This is a genomic window from Crossiella sp. SN42 (assembly GCF_023897065.1).
Taxonomy (GTDB): domain Bacteria; phylum Actinomycetota; class Actinomycetes; order Mycobacteriales; family Pseudonocardiaceae; genus Crossiella.
The window spans coordinates 35,755-52,690 of sequence record NZ_JAMHIV010000024.1; the positions used below are offsets into that span (position 1 = coordinate 35,755).

Here is a 16,936-nt window from a genome sequence, read left to right on the forward strand (position 1 = left end):
ATCACTTCTTGAACTCGGCCAGGTTGTCCTTGGTGATGACCTTGACCGGGACGGAGATCTTGGCCTCGGTCTTCTCGTTCTTGGCCGCCTTCACCGCCTGCTCGATGGCGAGCTTGCCCAGCTCGGCCGGCTGCTGCGCGACGCTGGCCGCCAGCTTGCCCGCCTCGATCGCGGTGAGCGCGTCCGCGGTGCCGTCGAAGCCGACCACCTGGACGTCCTTGCCCGCCCGGTCGCCGAGGGCCTGGACCGCGCCGAGCGCCATCTCGTCGTTCTCCGCGAAGATGCCCTTGGTGCCGGCCTGCGCCTGCAGCAGGTCGGTGGTCACCGACATGCCCTTGGCCTTCTCGAACTCCGCGGTCTGGGTCGCGGCGACCTTGATCCCGGCGGCGTTCTTGATGTTGGTGGTGAAGCCCTGGCCGCGGTCCCGGCTGGCCGAGGTGCCCAGCACGCCCTGCAGGTGCAGCACGTCACCGGAGCCGACCAGCTTGGCCAGGGTGTCCGCGGCGAGCTGACCGCCCTGCACGTTGTCCGAGGCGATCGCGGACGCGACCGTGGCGTTGTTGATCACGCGGTCCACCGCGATGACCGGGATCTTGGCGTTCTCCGCGGCCTTGGCGGCCGGGGTCGCCTGGTCGGAGTCGACCGGGTTGATGATGATCGCCTTGACGCCCTGGCTGACGAAGTTCTGCACCTGCGTGAGCTGGGTGGCAGCGTCGTTCTGCGCGTCCTGGACGACCAGCTTCACCTTGGCGGAGTCGGCGGCCTTCTGGGCCGCGTCCCGCAGGGTGGTGAAGAAGGTGTTGGACAGCGTCGACAGGGTCATGCCGATCACGACCTCACCGGAGCCGGAGTTGCCGGTTCCGGCGCCGCCGCCGCATGCCGCGGTGAACGCCAGCGTCGAAGCCGCCAGCGTGGCGAACACGGCGCGGTTGAGCATCTTCATTCGGGGTTACCTTTCCTTGCCTACCGGGTGGGGGCCGGTGGAACCTGCATCCGCTTAGTTGGTCAGGAACTCGCGCACGTTGGCCTTGGTGACCACGCGGGTGGGGATCTCCACGAGGTTGCGGACGGTCTGACCCTTGAGGTAACGAATGGCCTGCTCAACCGCCTGACGGCCCAGTTCCTTGGGCTGCTGGGCCACAGTGGCGGCCAGCTTGCCGCTCTCCACCGCGGCCAGCGCCTCGGGCGTGCCGTCGAAGCCGACGATCTGGAAGGTCTTGCCCGCCTTGTCACCCAGGGCCTGCACGGCGCCCAGCGCCATGTCGTCGTTCTCCGCGAACAGGCCCTTCACCCCTGGCTTGGCGGTGAGCATGTCCGTGGTGACCGACATGCCCTTGGCCCGGTCGAACTCGGCGGACTTGGACAGCGCGATGCGCACGCTGGAACGCAGCGCCAGGCCCTGCTGGAAGCCTTCGCCGCGGTCCCGGCTGGCCGAGGTGCCGAGCAGCCCCTGCAGATGCAGCACCTCGCCGGGGCCGGTGGCCTTGGCCAGCGCCGCGGCCGCGTCCACCCCGCCCTGCACGTTGTCGGAGGACACCTCGGAGATCACCCGGCCGCCGGTGACCGCGCGGTCCACCGCGACCAGCGGGATGCGCGCGTTCTCCGCCGCCTTCGCCGACTCGCCGGACTGCTGGGTGTCCACCGGGTTGAGCAGGATCGCCTTCACCTTCTGCGTGACCAGGCTCTGCACCTGCTCCAGCTGGGTGGCCGCGTCGTTGTTGGCGTCCATGTAGACGATCTTGACGCCGAACTCCTTCTCCGCCTGCTGGACACCCTCCCTGAGCTGGATGAAGAAGGGGTTGGTCAGGGTCGAGGACGCGAAGCCGATCGTGATGTCCCCGCCGGCCGCGGGGGTGTTGGCGTCACTGCTCGGGTCACAGGCGGCGACGAACACGAGTGCGGCGGCGGTCGCGGCGGCGAGCAAGGCCCGCCTGGAGTGCCTCATTGCGGAGAGTCCCTTTCTGCTGGTCCCTGACGGTCAGCGACTGCGGCGGCGAAGCGTGTCAACCAGGACGGCCACGGCGATCACCACGCCGATCACGACCTGTTGCCAGAAAGGAGAAACCTGGACCAGATTGAGTCCGTTGCGCAATACCGCGAGGACCAACGCCCCGACGAAAGCACCGCTGGCCTTGCCCACACCGCCGGAAAGGGACGCCCCGCCGATCACCACGGCGGCGATCGCGTCCAGCTCGTAACCCACTGCCGCCTGCGGACCGGCGGAACCGAGCCGCCCGGCCAGCAGGATGCCCGCGATACCCGCGAACAGCCCGGACAGCGCATAAATGATCAACTTGTTCTTGCGCACGTCGATGCCGGAGAGCATCGCCGCCTCCTCGTTGCCGCCGATGGCGTACATCGTGCGGCCCGGGTAGGTCCGGTTGAGGATGAAGCTTGTGAGAGCCAGCACACCGAGCATCACCAGCAGCGGCACCGGGAGGAAGTCGCCGATGGTGGAGCCGAGGAAGGTGACCTCGTCCGGGGTGGCCTTCGGCGCGCCCTGGGAGACCACCAGGGTCAGGCCGCGGGCCACGCTGAGCATGGCCAGGGTGGCGATGAAGGCGGGCAGCCTGCCGTAGCTGACCAGCACGCCGTTGACCAGGCCGGCCAGCGCGCCGACGCCGAGGCCGGCGATCAGCGCCAGCCAGCCGGGCAGGCCGGTCTCGGCCGCGGTGTAGGCGGCCACGATGCCGGAGAGCGCGGCCACGCTGCCCACCGACAGGTCGACCCCGGAGGAGACGATCACGAAGGTCTGGCCGAAGGCGAGCACCGCGACCACCGCGGCCTGCACGCCGACGTTGAGCAGGTTCTGCGTGGTCAGGAAGGTCGGGGTGAGCAGGCTCAGCGCGACCACGAGCAGCAGCAGGCCGCCGAGGGCCCCGTTCTCCGACAGCAGCCGCCCGACATCGGGCGCCTTTCGCCGCTGCTGGGTGGTTCCGGTGGTGGTCATGCCCGCTGCTCCCGAGTGCTGTCGACGGTGATCCCGCCGGGTTCGTCCTGGTCCTGCCGCTGCTGCGCGTCGAGCTGCTCGGCCTGCTCGGCCTCGTTCCAGGCCGCGCTGAAGGCGGGCACCCGCCTGCGCGCCGCCGGGTCGGAGACGGCCAGCGCCATCACCGAGTCCTGGGTGGCCTCGGCCGCGCTGAGCTCGCCCGCCACCCGGCCGCCCGCCATCACCAGCACCCGGTCGCTCATGCCGAGCACCTCGGGCAGGTCGCTGGAGATCAGCACCACCGCGCGGCCGTTGGCGGTCATCTGGTTGATCAGCTCGTAGATCTCGACCTTGGCGCCCACGTCGACCCCTCTGGTGGGCTCGTCGAGCACCAGCACCTGCGGGTCGGCCAGCAGCCACTTGCCGATGGCGATCTTCTGCTGGTTGCCGCCGGAGAGCTCCTTGACCGTCTGGCCCAGCCCCGAGCAGCGCACCCGCAGCTTGCCGGCGATCTCGTCCGCCTTGCGCTGCTGGCCGCGCCGGTCGATCAGGCCGAGGTGGCTGGCCCCGCGCAGGGTGACCAGGCCCAGGTTCTCCCCGACGCTGGAGGTCAGCACCAGGCCCTGGCCCTTGCGGTCCTCCGGCACCAGGCCCAGCCCGGCCCGCATGGTCGCCTTGACGTTGCCCGCGGGCAGCTGCCGTCCGGCCACCTCGACCCGGCCCGAGTCGTAGCCGTCCACGCCGAAGATCGCGCGGGCCACCTCGGTCCGGCCGGAGCCGACCAGACCCGCGATGCCGAGCACCTCACCGGCCTTGACCTCGAAGGAGATGTCGGCGAACGCGCCCTTGCGGGTCAGCTTCTCCACCTTCAGCGCGACCGCGCCGCCCTCTTCGGCCCGGCGGGGGTACTGCTCCTCGATGGTCCGGCCGACCATCAGCTGGACCATCTCGTCCTCGGTGGACCCGGCGGGCAGCACGCCCACGCTGCGCCCGTCGCGCAGCACGGTGATCCGGTCCGCGATCCGGCGGATCTCCTCCAGGTGGTGGGTGATGAACACCAGGCCCACCCCCTGCCGCCGCAGCTGGTCCATGATCTCCAGCAGCCGGTCGGTCTCGCTCTCGGTGAGCACCGCGGTCGGCTCGTCCAGCACCAGGATCCGGGCGTCCTGGTCCAGCGCGCGGGCGATCTCCACCATCTGCTGCTGGGCGATGCCCAGGCGGTGCACCGGGGTGGCCGGGTCGACCTTGAGCCCGACCCGCTCCAGCAGCGGCACCGCGTCCCTGCGCATCCGCCGGTGGTCGATCACGCCGAAGCGGCGCGGCTGGCGGCCCAGGAACAGGTTCTCCGCCACGGAGAGCTGGCTGACCAGGGTCAGCTCCTGGTAGATCACGGCAAGGCCGAGCGAGCGGGCGTGCTGCGGCGAGGCGACCTTGACCTGCTCACCGGCCAGGAACACCTTCCCGGCATCCGGCTTGTGCACCCCGGCGAGCACCTTGACCAGCGTGCTCTTGCCTGCCCCGTTCTCCCCGAGCAGGACGTGCACCTCGCCCGCGCGCACCTCGAGATCCACATCGGCCAGCGCGAGCGCGCCGGTGAACCGCTTGGTGACACCTTCGACGCGGAGCAGGACGCTCATGCAATTCCTCCGGGTTCGCCACACGAGCCGCGGGCGATCAACTTGGCCGACAGACTCACGTTCTGCGCGCGGTCGCCCGAGATGAGCCCGAGCAGCTCGCGCACGGCCGCGCTGCCCATCTCCTCGGTGGGCTGGGCCACCACGGTGATCGGCGGATCGAACAGCGGGAACCAGGCCAGGTCGTCGTAGACGGCCAGGCCGACGTCATCGGGCAGCCGCAGCCGCCGCCTGCGCAGCTCTTCCAGCGCGCCGAGGCCCATCAGGTTGTCCATCGCCACCAGCACGCTGGGCGGCTCGGCGAGGTCGAGCAGCTCCCCGGCGGCGCGGGCGCCGCTGGCCCGGCGGAAGTCGCCGTGCGCGATCTGGGTGGCCTGCGCGGCCAGGCCCAGCTCGGCCAGCGCCGAGGTGAACGCGGCCAGCCGCTCCCGGCCGGTGCTGGTGTTCTCCGGCCCGGCGATCACGCCGATCCGCTGGTGCCCCAGGCTCAGCAGGTGTTTGGCCAGCTCGCGCAGTGCGGCGGTGCCGTCGGCCATGATCACCGGGGCGTCGCTGGCCGGCACCGCGCGGTCCAGCAGCACCAGCGGCACGCCGCTGTCGGTCACCTCGGCCAGCCATTCCGGGTCGTCACTGGCCGGGCACACCAGCAGGCCGTCGACCCTGCGGTCGAGCAGGGTGCGCACGTAGCGCCGCTGCTGCTCGTCGCTCTCATCGGCGTTGCCGAAGACCACGCAGTAGCCGTGCTTGCGCGCCTCGTCCTCGACCGCCCTGGCGATCTCGCCGAAGAACGGGTTCAGCAGGTCGCTGATCACCAGGCCGAGGGTCTGGGTGCTGTGCATGCGCAGGGACCGGGCCAGCACGTTGGGCCGGTAACCCAGTTCCGCGACCGCGGTGAGCACGCGTTCGCGAGTGGCGTCGGTGGGTGCGGCATGGCCGTTGAGTACCCGGGACACCGTGGCGGTGGAGACGCCCGCACGCAGCGCAACGTCCTTCATGGTCGCCAACGACCCGATCCTCCAGACGTGGGTGGGGAAGTCCCCCGTCGTGTATCTGACTTACTACGTTCCGTTGTGTATTCGATTACAGACCAAGGTTATTCGATTACACAAGCCGCCAAAAGTTCTGTATCGTTACAGTAGCCAACAGATCACGAAGGGTTAACCCGTGCGAGATGTAGGTATTCGCACGGATGTCTCGGACCGCCCCTTGCGGGCAGAGTGTGTGTCGTGGGAGCCGGAGGTGCCACTCCCCGGGAGGCGGCACCAAGGTCTTTTCCGTGCACAAGGTGCCTGCTCCGCCGTCGCGGGCAGTGACGAGGGGGTGGACGGAAGAGAACGTTGTGTCAGGCGGGGGACGACTGACACAGGAGAAGGGCCGTCATCTGGGGAGGTGGCGGCCCTTCGGCTTGTCCACCCACACGTAGTCCCGGCCGAGGCCGATGTCCAGCGTGCGGTCCTCCCGGTGCTCGGGCCCGAGCCGCACCGGCTCGGTGCAGCCGGTGGCCGGATCGGCGTCGGAGTCCGCGGTGTCCTGGCCCGCGTGCGGCGGTCCCGGCATGTGCTCGGCCACCACCGGCGGCAGGCTCTTCAGTGCCACGCACACCTGGTAGTCCCCGTCCGGCAGCTCGCCCACCAGGTAGGTGCCGTAGGCGTCGGTGGTGGTGCTGGTCACCTCGGCGCCTGCCGCGGTGAGCACGGTGACCGTGACCTCCGGCGCGCCCGGCTCCGGCGCGTCCTGCTGGCCGTTGTGGTTGGAGTCGATCCACACGTAGTCGCCGAGCCGGTTCACCGCTGACGACCGGCCTGCCTGGGGCGGGCGATTGCGATCGAGCCACACGTAGTCGCCGAGGTGGTTCGGCGCCCGGCGGGCCGGGTCGGGGAATTCCGGCAATGGCTCGGACTGGCTCGCGGGAATGTCCGGCGTGGCCTCGTCGGGGTCAATTCCGGCCGCTGCGGCTGATCCGGCGCCGAGGGCAGCCGTGCAGGTCACCGCCAGGGTGGCGGCCGTGGCCAGGCCGGTCGGTCGTCTCACGCGCTGCTCCTGGGAACGGTTGCCGGAATTGACCGGGGCAGGTTATTGGCAGGCGAGTGTGATGAGGGGTCCCGCATTGGGGTTGTTCCGTCGCGGGGCCCGGCTACAGTCGGTAGGAAATCCAGGAGCGCCATTCGGTTGAGGAGGGCGGGCCGTGCTGCTACGTGATCCGGGTCACGGTCAACTGGCCCCGGCCGGCCGGGGTGCGGCCGGCTGGTTCTTGGGTATGGTCTAGACCATGTCCGCGACTCAGCTTGTCGGTGTCGGAGTCAGCCCAGGTCAGGCCGCTGGGCCGGTGGTCAGGGTGGCCGAGCCGCTGCCGGAACCGCCCGCGAGCCCGGCGCCCGGCGACACCGCGGCCGAGGCCGCGCGCATCCGCCCGGCCGCCGAGGCGGTGGCCGCTGAGCTGAACCGGCGGGCCGCCACGGTCGAGGGCGAGGGCCGGGTGGTGCTGGAGACCACCGCCGCGATGGCCGCCGACCCCGCGCTGCTGGCCGAGGCGGAGAAGCTGGTCAACGGCCGGTGCCTGCCCGCGCCGCGCGCGGTGTTCGAGGCGGCCAACGGCTTCGCCACCATGCTCGCCGCCGCGGGCGGCTACCTGGCCGAGCGGGTCCGCGACGTGCACGACGTGCGGGACCGGATCGTGGCCACCCTGCTGGACGTGCCCATGCCCGGCGTGCCGCCGCTGACCGGACCCAGCGTCCTGGTCGCCCGCGACCTGGCCCCCGCCGACACCGCCGGCCTGGACCCCGAGCTGGTGCTGGCCCTGGTCACCGAGGAAGGTGGCCCAACCAGCCACACCGCGATCCTGGCCCGCGCGCTGGGCATCCCCGCGGTGGTCGCCTGCCGCGGCGTGCTCGCGCTGGAGACCGAGGGCCTGGTCGTGGACGGCGGCACCGGACTGGTCACCGCGCCCGCCGGCGTGGTCGAGGTGCGCGCGGTCGAGCGCGCGCCGAAGGTGGAGTGGAACGGTGTGGGCAAGCTGGCCGACGGGCACCGGGTGAAGGTGCTGGCCAACGTCGGCTCGGCGGAGGACGCCAAGGCCGCGGTGGCCACCGGCGCCGAGGGCGTCGGGCTGTTCCGCACCGAGTTCTGCTTCCTCTCCGCCACCGAGGAACCGGCGGTGGCCGCCCAGCGCGCCGCCTACGCCGCGGTGCTGGCCCCGTTCGCCGGCAAGCCGGTCGTGGTGCGCACCCTGGACGCGGGCGCGGACAAGCCGCTGCCCTTCCTGAACACCGTCGAGGAGCCCAACCCGGCGCTGGGCGTGCGCGGCCTGCGCATCGCCAGGGACGCCGCGGGCGTGCTGGACCGCCAGCTGGAGGCCATCGTCGCGGCCACCGAGGACAGCGGGGCCGAGGTCTCGGTGATGGCGCCGATGGTGGCCACCGCCGAGGAGGCCGCCTGGTTCGCCGAGCGGGCCAGGGCAGCCGGGGTGACCAGGGCCGGGGTGATGATCGAGATCCCGGCCGCCGCGCTGGCCGCGCGGGAGATCCTGGACGCGGTGGACTTCGTCAGCCTCGGCACCAACGACCTGGCCCAGTACGTCTTCGCCGCCGACCGCATGCTCGGCGCGCTGGCCACCCTCAACGACCCCTGGCAGCCCGCGCTGCTCCGGCTGATCGCGCTGGTCGGCGAGGCGGCCACGGCCACCGGCAAGCCGGCCGGGGTGTGCGGCGAGGCCGCGGCCGATCCGGACCTGGCCTGCGTGCTGACCGGGCTGGGCCTGACCAGCCTGTCCATGAACAACGCCGCGCTCACCCAGGTCGGCGCCCGGCTGGCCGGGGTCCGGCTGGACGCCTGCCAGCTGGCCGCCCGCGCCGCGCTGGCCGCCAAGGACCCGGCGCACGCCAGGACCGCGGCGCACGCCGCCCTGCACTGAACCGCCTCAGCGGCGGAAGAACCGGGACTTCCGCGGCGGGTGCTTGATCTCCACCGAGCCGAAGCGGACCGCGCCGGTGAGAATGAAGTGCGGGTCGCCGGGCAGGTCGCCGCCGCCGACCTTGTCGGTGACCGTGCCCGCGGTCATGGCCAGCGAGTCCACGTTCACGGTGGCGCCCAGCGGCAGGATGAGCGAGGTCGCGCCGAGCGCGTTGTGCAGCTCGATGGTGACCACCGGCTCGGCGATCACCGCCTCGGTGAAGTCGAGCAGGGTGTTGCCCGCGGTGCCGCGCAGCACCACCCGGCCCGGCACGGTCCACCGGCCGCGGCGCTCCAGCGAGGACATCGCGTTGTGGCCGAGCACCAGCTCGCCGCGGGCCACCGACTCGTTGAGCACCATGCCGGGCACGTCCACCAGCACCGCGTTCAGCTCGCCCCTGGTGCGCGCGGCCAGCGCCGCCTCGGAGCGCTGGGTGAACTCGGTCAGGCTGATCCGGCCCAGGCCGGTGGCCCGTTCCAGCAGCTGTACCACGTGCATCCGCTCGGCGTCGGAGACCAGCAGTCGCCGTTGTTCCAGCGCTCCGTCCACGCTCACTCCTCGACGTCCAGGCCGTGCTCGATGGCGTAGCGGGCCAGCTCGACCCGGTTGTGCAGCTGCAGCTTGCGCAGGGTGGACTGCACGTGGTTCTCCACCGTGCGGTGCGAGATGACCAGCCGGGTGGCGATCTGCCGCGCGGTCAGGCCCTTGGCCACCAGCCGCAGCACCTCGGTCTCCCGCTCGGTCAGCTGCGGCGCGGCCGGTTCGCCGTCCGGCGTGGTGGCCATCCGCCGGTACTCGCCGAGCACCAGCCCGGCCAGGCCGGGGGTGAACACCGCGTCCCCGGCCGCGGTCCGGCGCACCGCGTCGACCAGCTCCTCCACCGAGGCCGACTTCACCAGGTAGCCGGAGGCCCCGGCCTTGACCGCCTCCAGCACGTCGTCGTGCTCGCCGCTGGCGGAGAGCACCAGCACCCTGGTCTCGCGCAGCTCCGCGGTGATCAGCCCGGCCGCCTGCACGCCGGAGGTCTCGCCCATGTTCAGGTCCATCAGCACCACGTCCGGGCGCACCGCGCGCGCGATGCGCACCGCGGCGTCCCCGTCGCCTGCCGTGGCCAGTACCTCGAAACCGCGTTCGGCCAGGTCACGGGCCACGCTGTCGCGCCAGATCGGATGGTCGTCGACGACCATCACGGTCACTCTGGGCTCGTTGACGGGCTCGCTCATCGCTTTCCCCCCTTGCTCGTCTGCCTCGGGATGCGGACCTCCCACTCGGTGCCCTCCCCGGCGCCGGTGTGCAGGGCGAGCGTGCCATGCAGGTCCTGCACCCGCCCCCTGATCGACTGCGCGATGCCCATTCGTCCCTCCGCCTCGGCCTCGGTGATCCGGCCATCCGGGATGCCGGGGCCGTCGTCGCGGATGCTCACCACGACCTCCTCGCCCAGGTCCTCCACCAGCACCCAGGCCCGTGCCCGCTCACCGGCGTGTTCGTCCACATTGGACAGTGCTTCTCTGGTCAGCGCGCACAGCTCGGCCGCGGTGTGCGCGGGCAACAGCACCTGGGTGGCCGGCGCGGAGACCTGGAACCTGGGCGTGGCCAGCAGCTGGAGCTGTGGCCGCAGGTCCACCTCACCGTCCACAGTGGACTCCGGCGGGGCGCTGGAGACCAGTGCCCGCAACGCGATCTCCTGCTCCCCGGCCAGCTCGGCCAGCTCGGTGGCCTCCCCGCCCAGCTCCCGGCCGCGCCGCCGCACCCTGGCCAGCACCTGGAGCACGCCGTCGTGGATGGAGCGGGCCAGCCGCTCCCGTTCCCTGGTCGCGGCCTCCGCCTGCAACGCCCGGTGCAGCTGTTCGGCCGAACGCCTGGCCACCGAGGAGGCCAGGCCGATGACGAAGCCGACCCCGAGCAGCAGCACGGTGTCCCGCGCGATGTCGGTGTCGAAGCGGGCCCTGATCAGCCAGCTCATCCCGGCCACCACGGCCCCGGCCAGCATGCCCGGCCCGCGCCCGTGCAGCACCGCGGCGGCCACCACGCAGCCCGGCGCCCACACCGTCACCACGGTTGGCGCCGAGGAGAGCATGTAGGCCCGGTCGTGCACGAACCAGCAGGCCAGCAGCAGGCCCGCGGTGATCAGCACATCGGCCACCACCACCGAGGTCCGGCGGCCGCTGTCCCTGGAGTAGCAGTAGACGGTGACCGCGGTCCAGGCCGCCATCACGCCGAAGACCACCCAGCCGAGCCACTCCCGCTCGTACTGCTCGCGGTGGACCAACACCCCGCCGAGGGCGAACAGCAGTGTGACCACGCGCAACCACACCAGCGCGCGCCACAGTGGCATCACCGTCTCTCCCACGGGAGACATCCTGCCTCACCAACGGCATACCAATCCCCCCGCTTGGACGCAGTCCACGGCCACTATCTGTGCCACCCTTGAGCCGGGGTGACGGTCGGCAGGGGGCCGGCTACGCATCGCCACGGGTTTCTTGGTGTCCGCACCATGGGGGAGGCCGTCTTGCGCGACTGGCCACTGTGGACACTGCGTGGACCGGCGCTGGTGTACTGGCTGGTGGTTGACGGTTTCGCAGTGTCCGCCGCGGTTCTGTTGATGGTGCTCGGGCATGCCCCGCGCACCGAGGACCTACCGAAGTTCGTCATGCTCGTGGCCACCGCCGCCCTGGTGGTCATCGGCACCAGCGTGGTCGGCGCGCTGCGGGTGGAACCCCAGCGCAGCCCGTGGGCGGTGCACGTGGCCTACCTGCTCGCCGGGGTGTTCGCGCTGCCGGGCAACCTGCTGGTGGTGCTGATGCTCGGGCCCGCCCTGCACGGCGCGCTCAGCCCCCGGCACCGGCCGCACCACTGGATCTTCACCACCTCGGCCACCGTGCTGGCCACCCTGGCCGCGCGCACCGTGATCGGCTGGGCCGACCCGCGCACCGACCTGCCCGCCATGATCGCCGCCGGGGTCACCCTGCTGGTGGTGCGGGCGATGATCGTGGCCGTCGGCCTGCGGCTGCGCACCCCGACGGCCAAGGCGGAGCACGTCTTCGGCCAGCGGCTGGACGTCACCGTCGGCGTGGTCGCGGTGTGCCTGGGCGGGCTGATGGCGATGGCCATGGCCGAGGATCCGCTGCGGCTGCTGCTGGCCGCGCCGCCACTGCTGCTGCTGGAGAGCGCGGCCCAATTGCCGCAGTGGCAGCGCTCGGCCCAGCGGGACGCCAAGACCGGCCTGGCCAACTCCGTGCACTGGGACCGGCTGGCCCGCGAGGCGCTGGACCGCGCCCGCAACCGCAAGGCCGCCGCCGCCCTGCTGCTGCTCGACCTGGACCACTTCAAACGGGTCAACGACCAGCTCGGCCACCTGGCCGGGGACGCCGCGCTGGCCGCGATCGGCAGGCTGCTGCTGGGCAGCGTGCGGCACGGCGAGCTGGTCGGCCGCTTCGGCGGCGAGGAGTTCGTGGTGCTGCTGCCGGACACCACGCCAGGCGAGGCCGAGCGGACCGCGCAGCGGGTGCGCGCCGGGGTGGCCCAGCTGCGGGTGCCCACCACCGCCACCGACGGCCGCGAGCACGAGCTCTCCGGGCTGACCGTGAGCATCGGCGTGGCCACCTCACCGCGCTACGGCTACGGCCTGCCGGAGCTGATGGTGGCCGCCGACTCCGCCCTGCTGGCCGCCAAGAGCTCCGGCCGCAACCTGGTCACCGTGGCTTAGGCCGGTTCGTCGCCCTTACCGCTGGGGATCGCGTCCGCCCGATTGGTCGGGTCCACCGAGTCCGGGTCCGGGTCGTCCTCGTTGACCAGGGAGCGGATCGCCGCGTTGAGCACCGCCAGCACCGGCACACCGAGCAGCGCGCCGGGGATGCCGGCCAGGGACAGGCCGCCCATGATCACCAGGATCACCGCGAGCGGGTGCAGGGAGACCGCCTTGCCCAGCAGCAGGGGCTGGAGCACGTGGCTCTCCAGCTGCATCACCGCGATCACGATGATCAGCACGATCAGCGCCTCGATCGGGCCGTTGGCCACCAGCGCCACCAGCACCGCGACCGAACCGGCCACCAGCGAACCGATGATCGGCACGAACGCGGCCAGGAAGACCAGCGCGGCCAGCGGCACCGCCAGCGGCACGCCGACGATGGCCAGGCCGATGCCGATGCCGACCGCGTCCACCACCGCCACCACCACGGTCGCCCGCACGTAGCTGACCAGCGAGGCGAAGCCGCGGCGACCGGCCACGTCCACCCGGTCGCGCACGTTGCGCGGCACCGCCTTGGTCATGAAGTGCCAGATGTTGCTGCCGTCGTGCAGGAAGAAGATCAGCGTGAACAGCAGCAGCAGGAAGCCGGTGAGCAGCTCGCCGACGCCGACCGCGGTGGTCACCGTGGTGTTCACCGCGTTGGTGGCGATGGTGGAGACGTTGCTCTTGAGCATCTCCACGAACCGGTTGAGGTACTGGTCCAGGTCCTGCTGGGTCAGCTGGAGCGGCCCGTGCACCAGCCAGTCCTTGATCTGGTCGAGGCCGACCACCACCTTGGACTGGAGCTCGGGCACGCCGTTGACGAACGCGGCCACCACCGAGACCAGCACGCCGACCACCAGCAGCAGCCCGCCCACCAGCACGATCGTGGTGGCCGCCCAGCCCGGCACCCGCCAGGACACCAGCTGCCGCACCGCGGGCGCCATCAGCGCGGCCAGCAGCAGCGCGATGCCCACCGGGATGACCAGGCCGGCGAAGTAGCCGACCAGGAAGACCAGCACGGCCAACGCGCCGCACAGGGTGAGGAAGCGCCAGGACAGCGCCGCGCTCACCCGGAGCCCGTAGGGGACCTGTTCCACAACCTCACGCCGGATCGGAGTCGGCGGCACCTGCCTGCGGCTGCTCACGCGATCACGGTAGCCGTGACCGAGTCGCCATGGGGGGAACGCGCGGGGCGTCCTGGCGGTCTATTGCCCATCGGGACTCCTCCGGGTGAGATCAACGGCAATGGACCCCTATCCGAAGCCGTCGGACTTCACCGAGGTCGAGCGCGCGGTCTGCCGCGCCTTCGCGGTCGGCAGGCAGCTGGTGCTCCCACTGCCCGGCAGCCCTGACACCAGGGTGCGGGCCGCGCTGCTCGCCGGCCTGCTGACCGGCCTCTACCGGCTCAAACCGGCCGGGATGCCCGCACTGCGGCTCACCGGGGCGACCATCACCGGCTGCCTCGACCTGGAGGCGCTGGACGTGCGCACCCTGATCGAGCTGACCCGGTGCACCTTCGACACCGCGCCGGACCTGCGGATGGCCCAGCTGATCGGCCTGCGCCTGCCCGGCTGCCGGTTGCCCGGCCTCAAGGGCCGCAACCTCCAGGTGGACAGCGACCTGGTGCTGGAGGCCGGGTTCACCGCCACCGGCTGCGTGGACCTCACCGACGCCACCGTGCGCGGCACCCTGCGGCTGGCCGGTGCGGTGCTGCGCAGCCCGCAGGACCACGCGCTGCTCGGCGCCCGGCTGCGGATCAGCGGCTCGTTGCAGGCCACCGCGTTGCGCGCGACCGGCGAGGTGCGGCTGCGCGGGGCCACCGTCAGCGGCAACGTGCACCTGGGCGGCGCGCACCTGAGCAACCCGGGCGCGGACGCGCTGGAGGGCTCCGGGATCGTGGTCTCCGGCAACCTGTTCTGCGACGGCGACGGCGGCCGGTTCACCGCCAGCGGCCGGGTGGTGCTGGCCGGGGCCAGGATCGGCGGCGACGCGGTGTTCTCCGGCGCCCGCCTGCAGGCCGATGACTCCACCACCGACTCCCCGGTGCCGATCGTGCCGCACGGCCAGGCGCTGGACTCGGCCTCGCTGGTGGCCGACCGGATCACCGTGGACGGCAACGTGCAGCTCGACGACGGCTTCACCGCCGCGGGCTCGGTGCGGCTGCCCAACGCCAGCATCGGCGGCTACCTGCGCATGGTCGGCGCCACCCTGGGCTCGGAGACCGCGCTGGCCGTGCTGGAGGCCGAGCACGAGAAGCAGCCGGTGCAGCGGTTCCCGGTGGCGCTGTTCGCCGACGGCATCGAGGTGCGCGGCGACCTGGAGGCCCGCGGCCGCGCGGTCCGGCTGGCCGACGGCCGGTTCGAGCGGCAGGGCGGGATGCGGGCCTTCGGGCAGGTCCGGCTGGTCGACGCCTACGTGCACGGCAGCGCCAGCCTGTCCGGGGTGCAGCTGCACGGGCCCGGCATCGACGTGCTCTTCGCCGACCGGCTCCGCGTCGGCGGCACCCTGTTCCTGCGCGACCTGGCCGCCCGTGGCTCGATCCGGCTGCAGAACGCCAGCATCGGCTCCACCCTGGACTGCTCGGGGGCCAAGCTGACCGACCCGCGCCGCCGCGGCGACGGCACCATCAAGCCCTCGCTGGACGCCCGGGTGGCCTCGGTGGGCAAGGACCTGCTGTGCAGCTGGGGCATGGTGGCCGAGGGCGGGGTGCGCATCCGGCTGGTCGAGGTCGGCAAGATGGTCACCTTCACCGGCTCCGAGCTGGGCAGCGCGCCGGACGGGATCGCGCTCAACGCCTACGGCCTGACCGCGCAGCAGCTGGTGGTGCGCTTCGGCCGCAAGCCGCTGGGCCGGGTCATCCTGAACCGGGCCAAGGTGGTCACCGTCACCGACGGCGAGCTGCTCTGGCAGGCCAGCGGTGGGGTCGAGCTGGAGGACTTCTCCTACGAGGGCATCGCGGCCGACCCTGACGTGGACGTGCGCACCCGGCTGCGCTGGCTGCGCACCGTGGTCCCGGACTACGCGCCAGGCCCCTACGAGCAGCTGGCCACCGTCTACCGGGACGGCGGGCACGAGGAACGCGCCGAGCGGGTGCTGCTGGAGAAGCAGCGCCGCCGCTACACCGAGCTGGGCGTGGCCGGGCGGCTGTGGGGCCTGCTGCAGGAGGTCACCGTGGGCTACGGCTACCGGCCGTGGCTGGCGCTGGTCTGGTTACTGGTCTTCTGGGCGGCGGGCGGCATCTGGTTCAACGAGATGTACAGCGCGAACCCGGGGCCGCAGCAGTATCCGATCGAACGCCTGGACAGCGACCAGAACCCGGTGTGGAACCCGTGGCTGCTCTCCGCGGACATGCTGCTGCCGATCGTCACCCTCGGCCAGGACAACATGTGGCGGATCACCGGGGCCTCGCAGTGGATATCCGTGGTGCTCACCGCGGTGGGCTGGATTCTGGCCTCGACCGCGGCGGCCGGCGCGACCCGCGTTTTGAAACGAAACTGAGTCACCTTGAGCCGATTAACTCGATAGTGGGTATTCGGCCGCAGAGTTTGCGGGCGGCCTTCTCGGTCTGACATCTTTTGCGTTGTCCAGCTCAAGATTCTCCAGACGGAGGCGTGCACGTGCCGGGTACGGACCAGAATGTCGCGGGGGGTGGCCGAGCGCGTCGGCTGCTGTCCCGGGCGCTCCTGGTCTCCGGTGGCGCGCTGGTCGGCTGGCTGGTCGCGGCGGGTTCGGCGAACGCGGCCGAGCTGCTCCCGGCCCCCCAGGCGACCGAGCCGGTGCGGACAGTCGCGCAGGTCCTGAGCGGCTCGGCCGAGCAGGCCACCGGCCTGGTCGGCGAGGTCGGCCACACCGCGGACGAGGGCGTTCGCAGGGCGATCAGCGAGGCAACCTCGGTGATCAGCCAGCCCGCGATCCGCAGGGTCAAGGCCGAGAACCCGATCGAAGACGCCGTGCACAACGTGGCCAAGCTGTTCGAGCAGGCCCCCGTGCTCAGCGAGGTGACCGAGGCGGTCACCAGCAACACCGGGCAGTCCGCCCGGATGTACGCCAGGGACGCCGCCTACTTCGATGGCGCCCCCGTCGCCGACGCCGAGTCCGCGAAGGTGGAACCGGCGGCGACGGCTCCGGCGAGTCAGCCCGATCGCCACCACCCCTCACCCGCGCCGAGTACGGCGCCGGTGCAGAAGCCCGGCCAGGTCGAGGACGCGCCCCGGCAGCAGCCGCAGCCTGTCCAGCCTGGCCTTCCACTTCTCCCGCTGGTCCCGTTGCCGATGCCGGTGCCGACCAGCAATCCCGGTTCCTGTTCGTGCGGACACGACGGAACCGACGCGGCGCTGGTCGCCCTCGGCGGCAGCCTGCCGATGCACTCCTCGATGAACAACGCGCACGGCCTGCCGGTGGACTCCGCCGCGGCCGACTGCGTGCTCGCCGGGCAGGCCAAGCAGCCCGGCATCACTCCTGACTGACCACCCCGGCGCGATAAGCGACCTCTCCTCCTGAGGTCGGCGCGCTGGCCGGGGTTTTTCTCTCGGCGCTCCGCTCGCCGTTCTCGTAGGTCGCAGAAATCGCGCCATTCCGGTGCACGTCAGTTTTATTCGGCGTGCCGGAAATACCCCATAGACCCGGGTGGCCGATTGCCCCGACGTGAATTCACGTCCGGCCATCCGACCCCATTCCCCCTCCCGCCAGGGGGA

14 protein-coding genes are annotated in these 16,936 nt (G+C 71.8%); 4 read left to right on the top strand and 10 right to left on the bottom strand.

Going from position 1 to position 16,936, the window contains the following annotated elements; all coding sequences use genetic code 11:
* Window position 1: 1 nt before the first annotated feature.
* The 6 genes from M8C13_RS27340 to M8C13_RS27365 all read right to left on the bottom strand — a co-directional run bounded on the left by M8C13_RS27340 (window position 2) and on the right by M8C13_RS27365 (window position 6,594).
* On the bottom strand, window positions 2-943 hold the full coding sequence (locus M8C13_RS27340) for a substrate-binding domain-containing protein (RefSeq protein WP_252483578.1): 942 nt from the start codon (window positions 941-943) through the stop codon (window positions 2-4).
* Between the two features lie 54 nt (window positions 944-997).
* Window positions 998-1,945, bottom strand: a complete 948-nt coding sequence (locus M8C13_RS27345) for a substrate-binding domain-containing protein (RefSeq protein WP_252483579.1) — start codon at window positions 1,943-1,945, stop codon at window positions 998-1,000.
* 33 nt (window positions 1,946-1,978) lie between these two features.
* A complete protein-coding gene (locus M8C13_RS27350) occupies window positions 1,979-2,950 on the bottom strand; it encodes an ABC transporter permease (RefSeq protein ID WP_252483580.1) in 972 nt (323 codons plus the stop codon).
* On the bottom strand, window positions 2,947-4,566 hold the full coding sequence (locus M8C13_RS27355; protein ID WP_252483581.1) for a sugar ABC transporter ATP-binding protein: 1,620 nt from the start codon (window positions 4,564-4,566) through the stop codon (window positions 2,947-2,949). Before M8C13_RS27355 ends, M8C13_RS27350 begins: the two co-directional genes overlap by 4 nt.
* A complete protein-coding gene (locus M8C13_RS27360) occupies window positions 4,563-5,558 on the bottom strand; it encodes a LacI family DNA-binding transcriptional regulator (RefSeq protein ID WP_252483687.1) in 996 nt (331 codons plus the stop codon). Before M8C13_RS27360 ends, M8C13_RS27355 begins: the two co-directional genes overlap by 4 nt.
* A 382-nt stretch (window positions 5,559-5,940) precedes the next feature.
* A complete protein-coding gene (locus M8C13_RS27365; protein WP_252483582.1) occupies window positions 5,941-6,594 on the bottom strand; it encodes an SdrD B-like domain-containing protein in 654 nt (217 codons plus the stop codon).
* A gap of 238 nt (window positions 6,595-6,832) precedes the next feature.
* On the opposite strand from M8C13_RS27365, the gene M8C13_RS27370 reads away from it, so the two are divergent.
* Window positions 6,833-8,473 carry a phosphoenolpyruvate--protein phosphotransferase gene (locus tag M8C13_RS27370; protein WP_252483583.1) on the top strand — a complete coding sequence of 547 codons (1,641 nt, stop codon included), beginning with the start codon at window positions 6,833-6,835 and terminating at the stop codon, window positions 8,471-8,473.
* Window positions 8,474-8,479: 6 nt separating this feature from the next.
* Here the strand turns inward: M8C13_RS27370 and M8C13_RS27375 are convergent, their stop codons facing one another.
* The 3 genes from M8C13_RS27375 to macS are packed head-to-tail and all read right to left on the bottom strand — an operon-like array spanning window position 8,480 to window position 10,871.
* Entirely contained in the window at window positions 8,480-9,061 is a 582-nt protein-coding gene (locus M8C13_RS27375; protein WP_252483584.1) for a DUF1707 domain-containing protein, read from the bottom strand.
* Between the two features lie 2 nt (window positions 9,062-9,063).
* On the bottom strand, window positions 9,064-9,735 hold the full coding sequence (locus M8C13_RS27380) for a response regulator transcription factor (RefSeq protein ID WP_252483585.1): 672 nt from the start codon (window positions 9,733-9,735) through the stop codon (window positions 9,064-9,066).
* Window positions 9,732-10,871 (bottom strand): MacS family sensor histidine kinase, encoded by a 1,140-nt coding sequence (gene macS, locus M8C13_RS27385; protein ID WP_374213164.1) that lies wholly within the window; start codon window positions 10,869-10,871, stop codon window positions 9,732-9,734. The genes M8C13_RS27380 and macS overlap by 4 nt, the downstream gene beginning before the upstream one ends.
* Window positions 10,872-11,093: 222 nt before the next feature.
* On the opposite strand from macS, the gene M8C13_RS27390 reads away from it, so the two are divergent.
* Window positions 11,094-12,218: a GGDEF domain-containing protein gene (locus M8C13_RS27390; protein ID WP_252483586.1), complete on the top strand. Its 1,125-nt coding sequence runs from the start codon at window positions 11,094-11,096 to the stop codon at window positions 12,216-12,218.
* Here M8C13_RS27390 and M8C13_RS27395 read toward each other — a convergent pair.
* Window positions 12,215-13,387, bottom strand: coding sequence for an AI-2E family transporter (locus M8C13_RS27395; RefSeq protein ID WP_252483587.1), 1,173 nt, complete (start codon window positions 13,385-13,387; stop codon window positions 12,215-12,217). The genes M8C13_RS27390 and M8C13_RS27395 overlap by 4 nt on opposite strands.
* 100 nt (window positions 13,388-13,487) lie before the next feature.
* Between M8C13_RS27395 and M8C13_RS27400 the strand changes: the two genes are divergently transcribed.
* A complete protein-coding gene (locus M8C13_RS27400) occupies window positions 13,488-15,740 on the top strand; it encodes a translocation/assembly module TamB (RefSeq protein WP_252483588.1) in 2,253 nt (750 codons plus the stop codon).
* A gap of 119 nt (window positions 15,741-15,859) precedes the next feature.
* The gene (locus M8C13_RS27405; protein ID WP_252483589.1) at window positions 15,860-16,708 is read left to right on the top strand and encodes a hypothetical protein; all 849 of its coding nucleotides are present in this window, start codon (window positions 15,860-15,862) and stop codon (window positions 16,706-16,708) included.
* The last annotated feature ends 228 nt before the right edge of the window (window positions 16,709-16,936 follow it).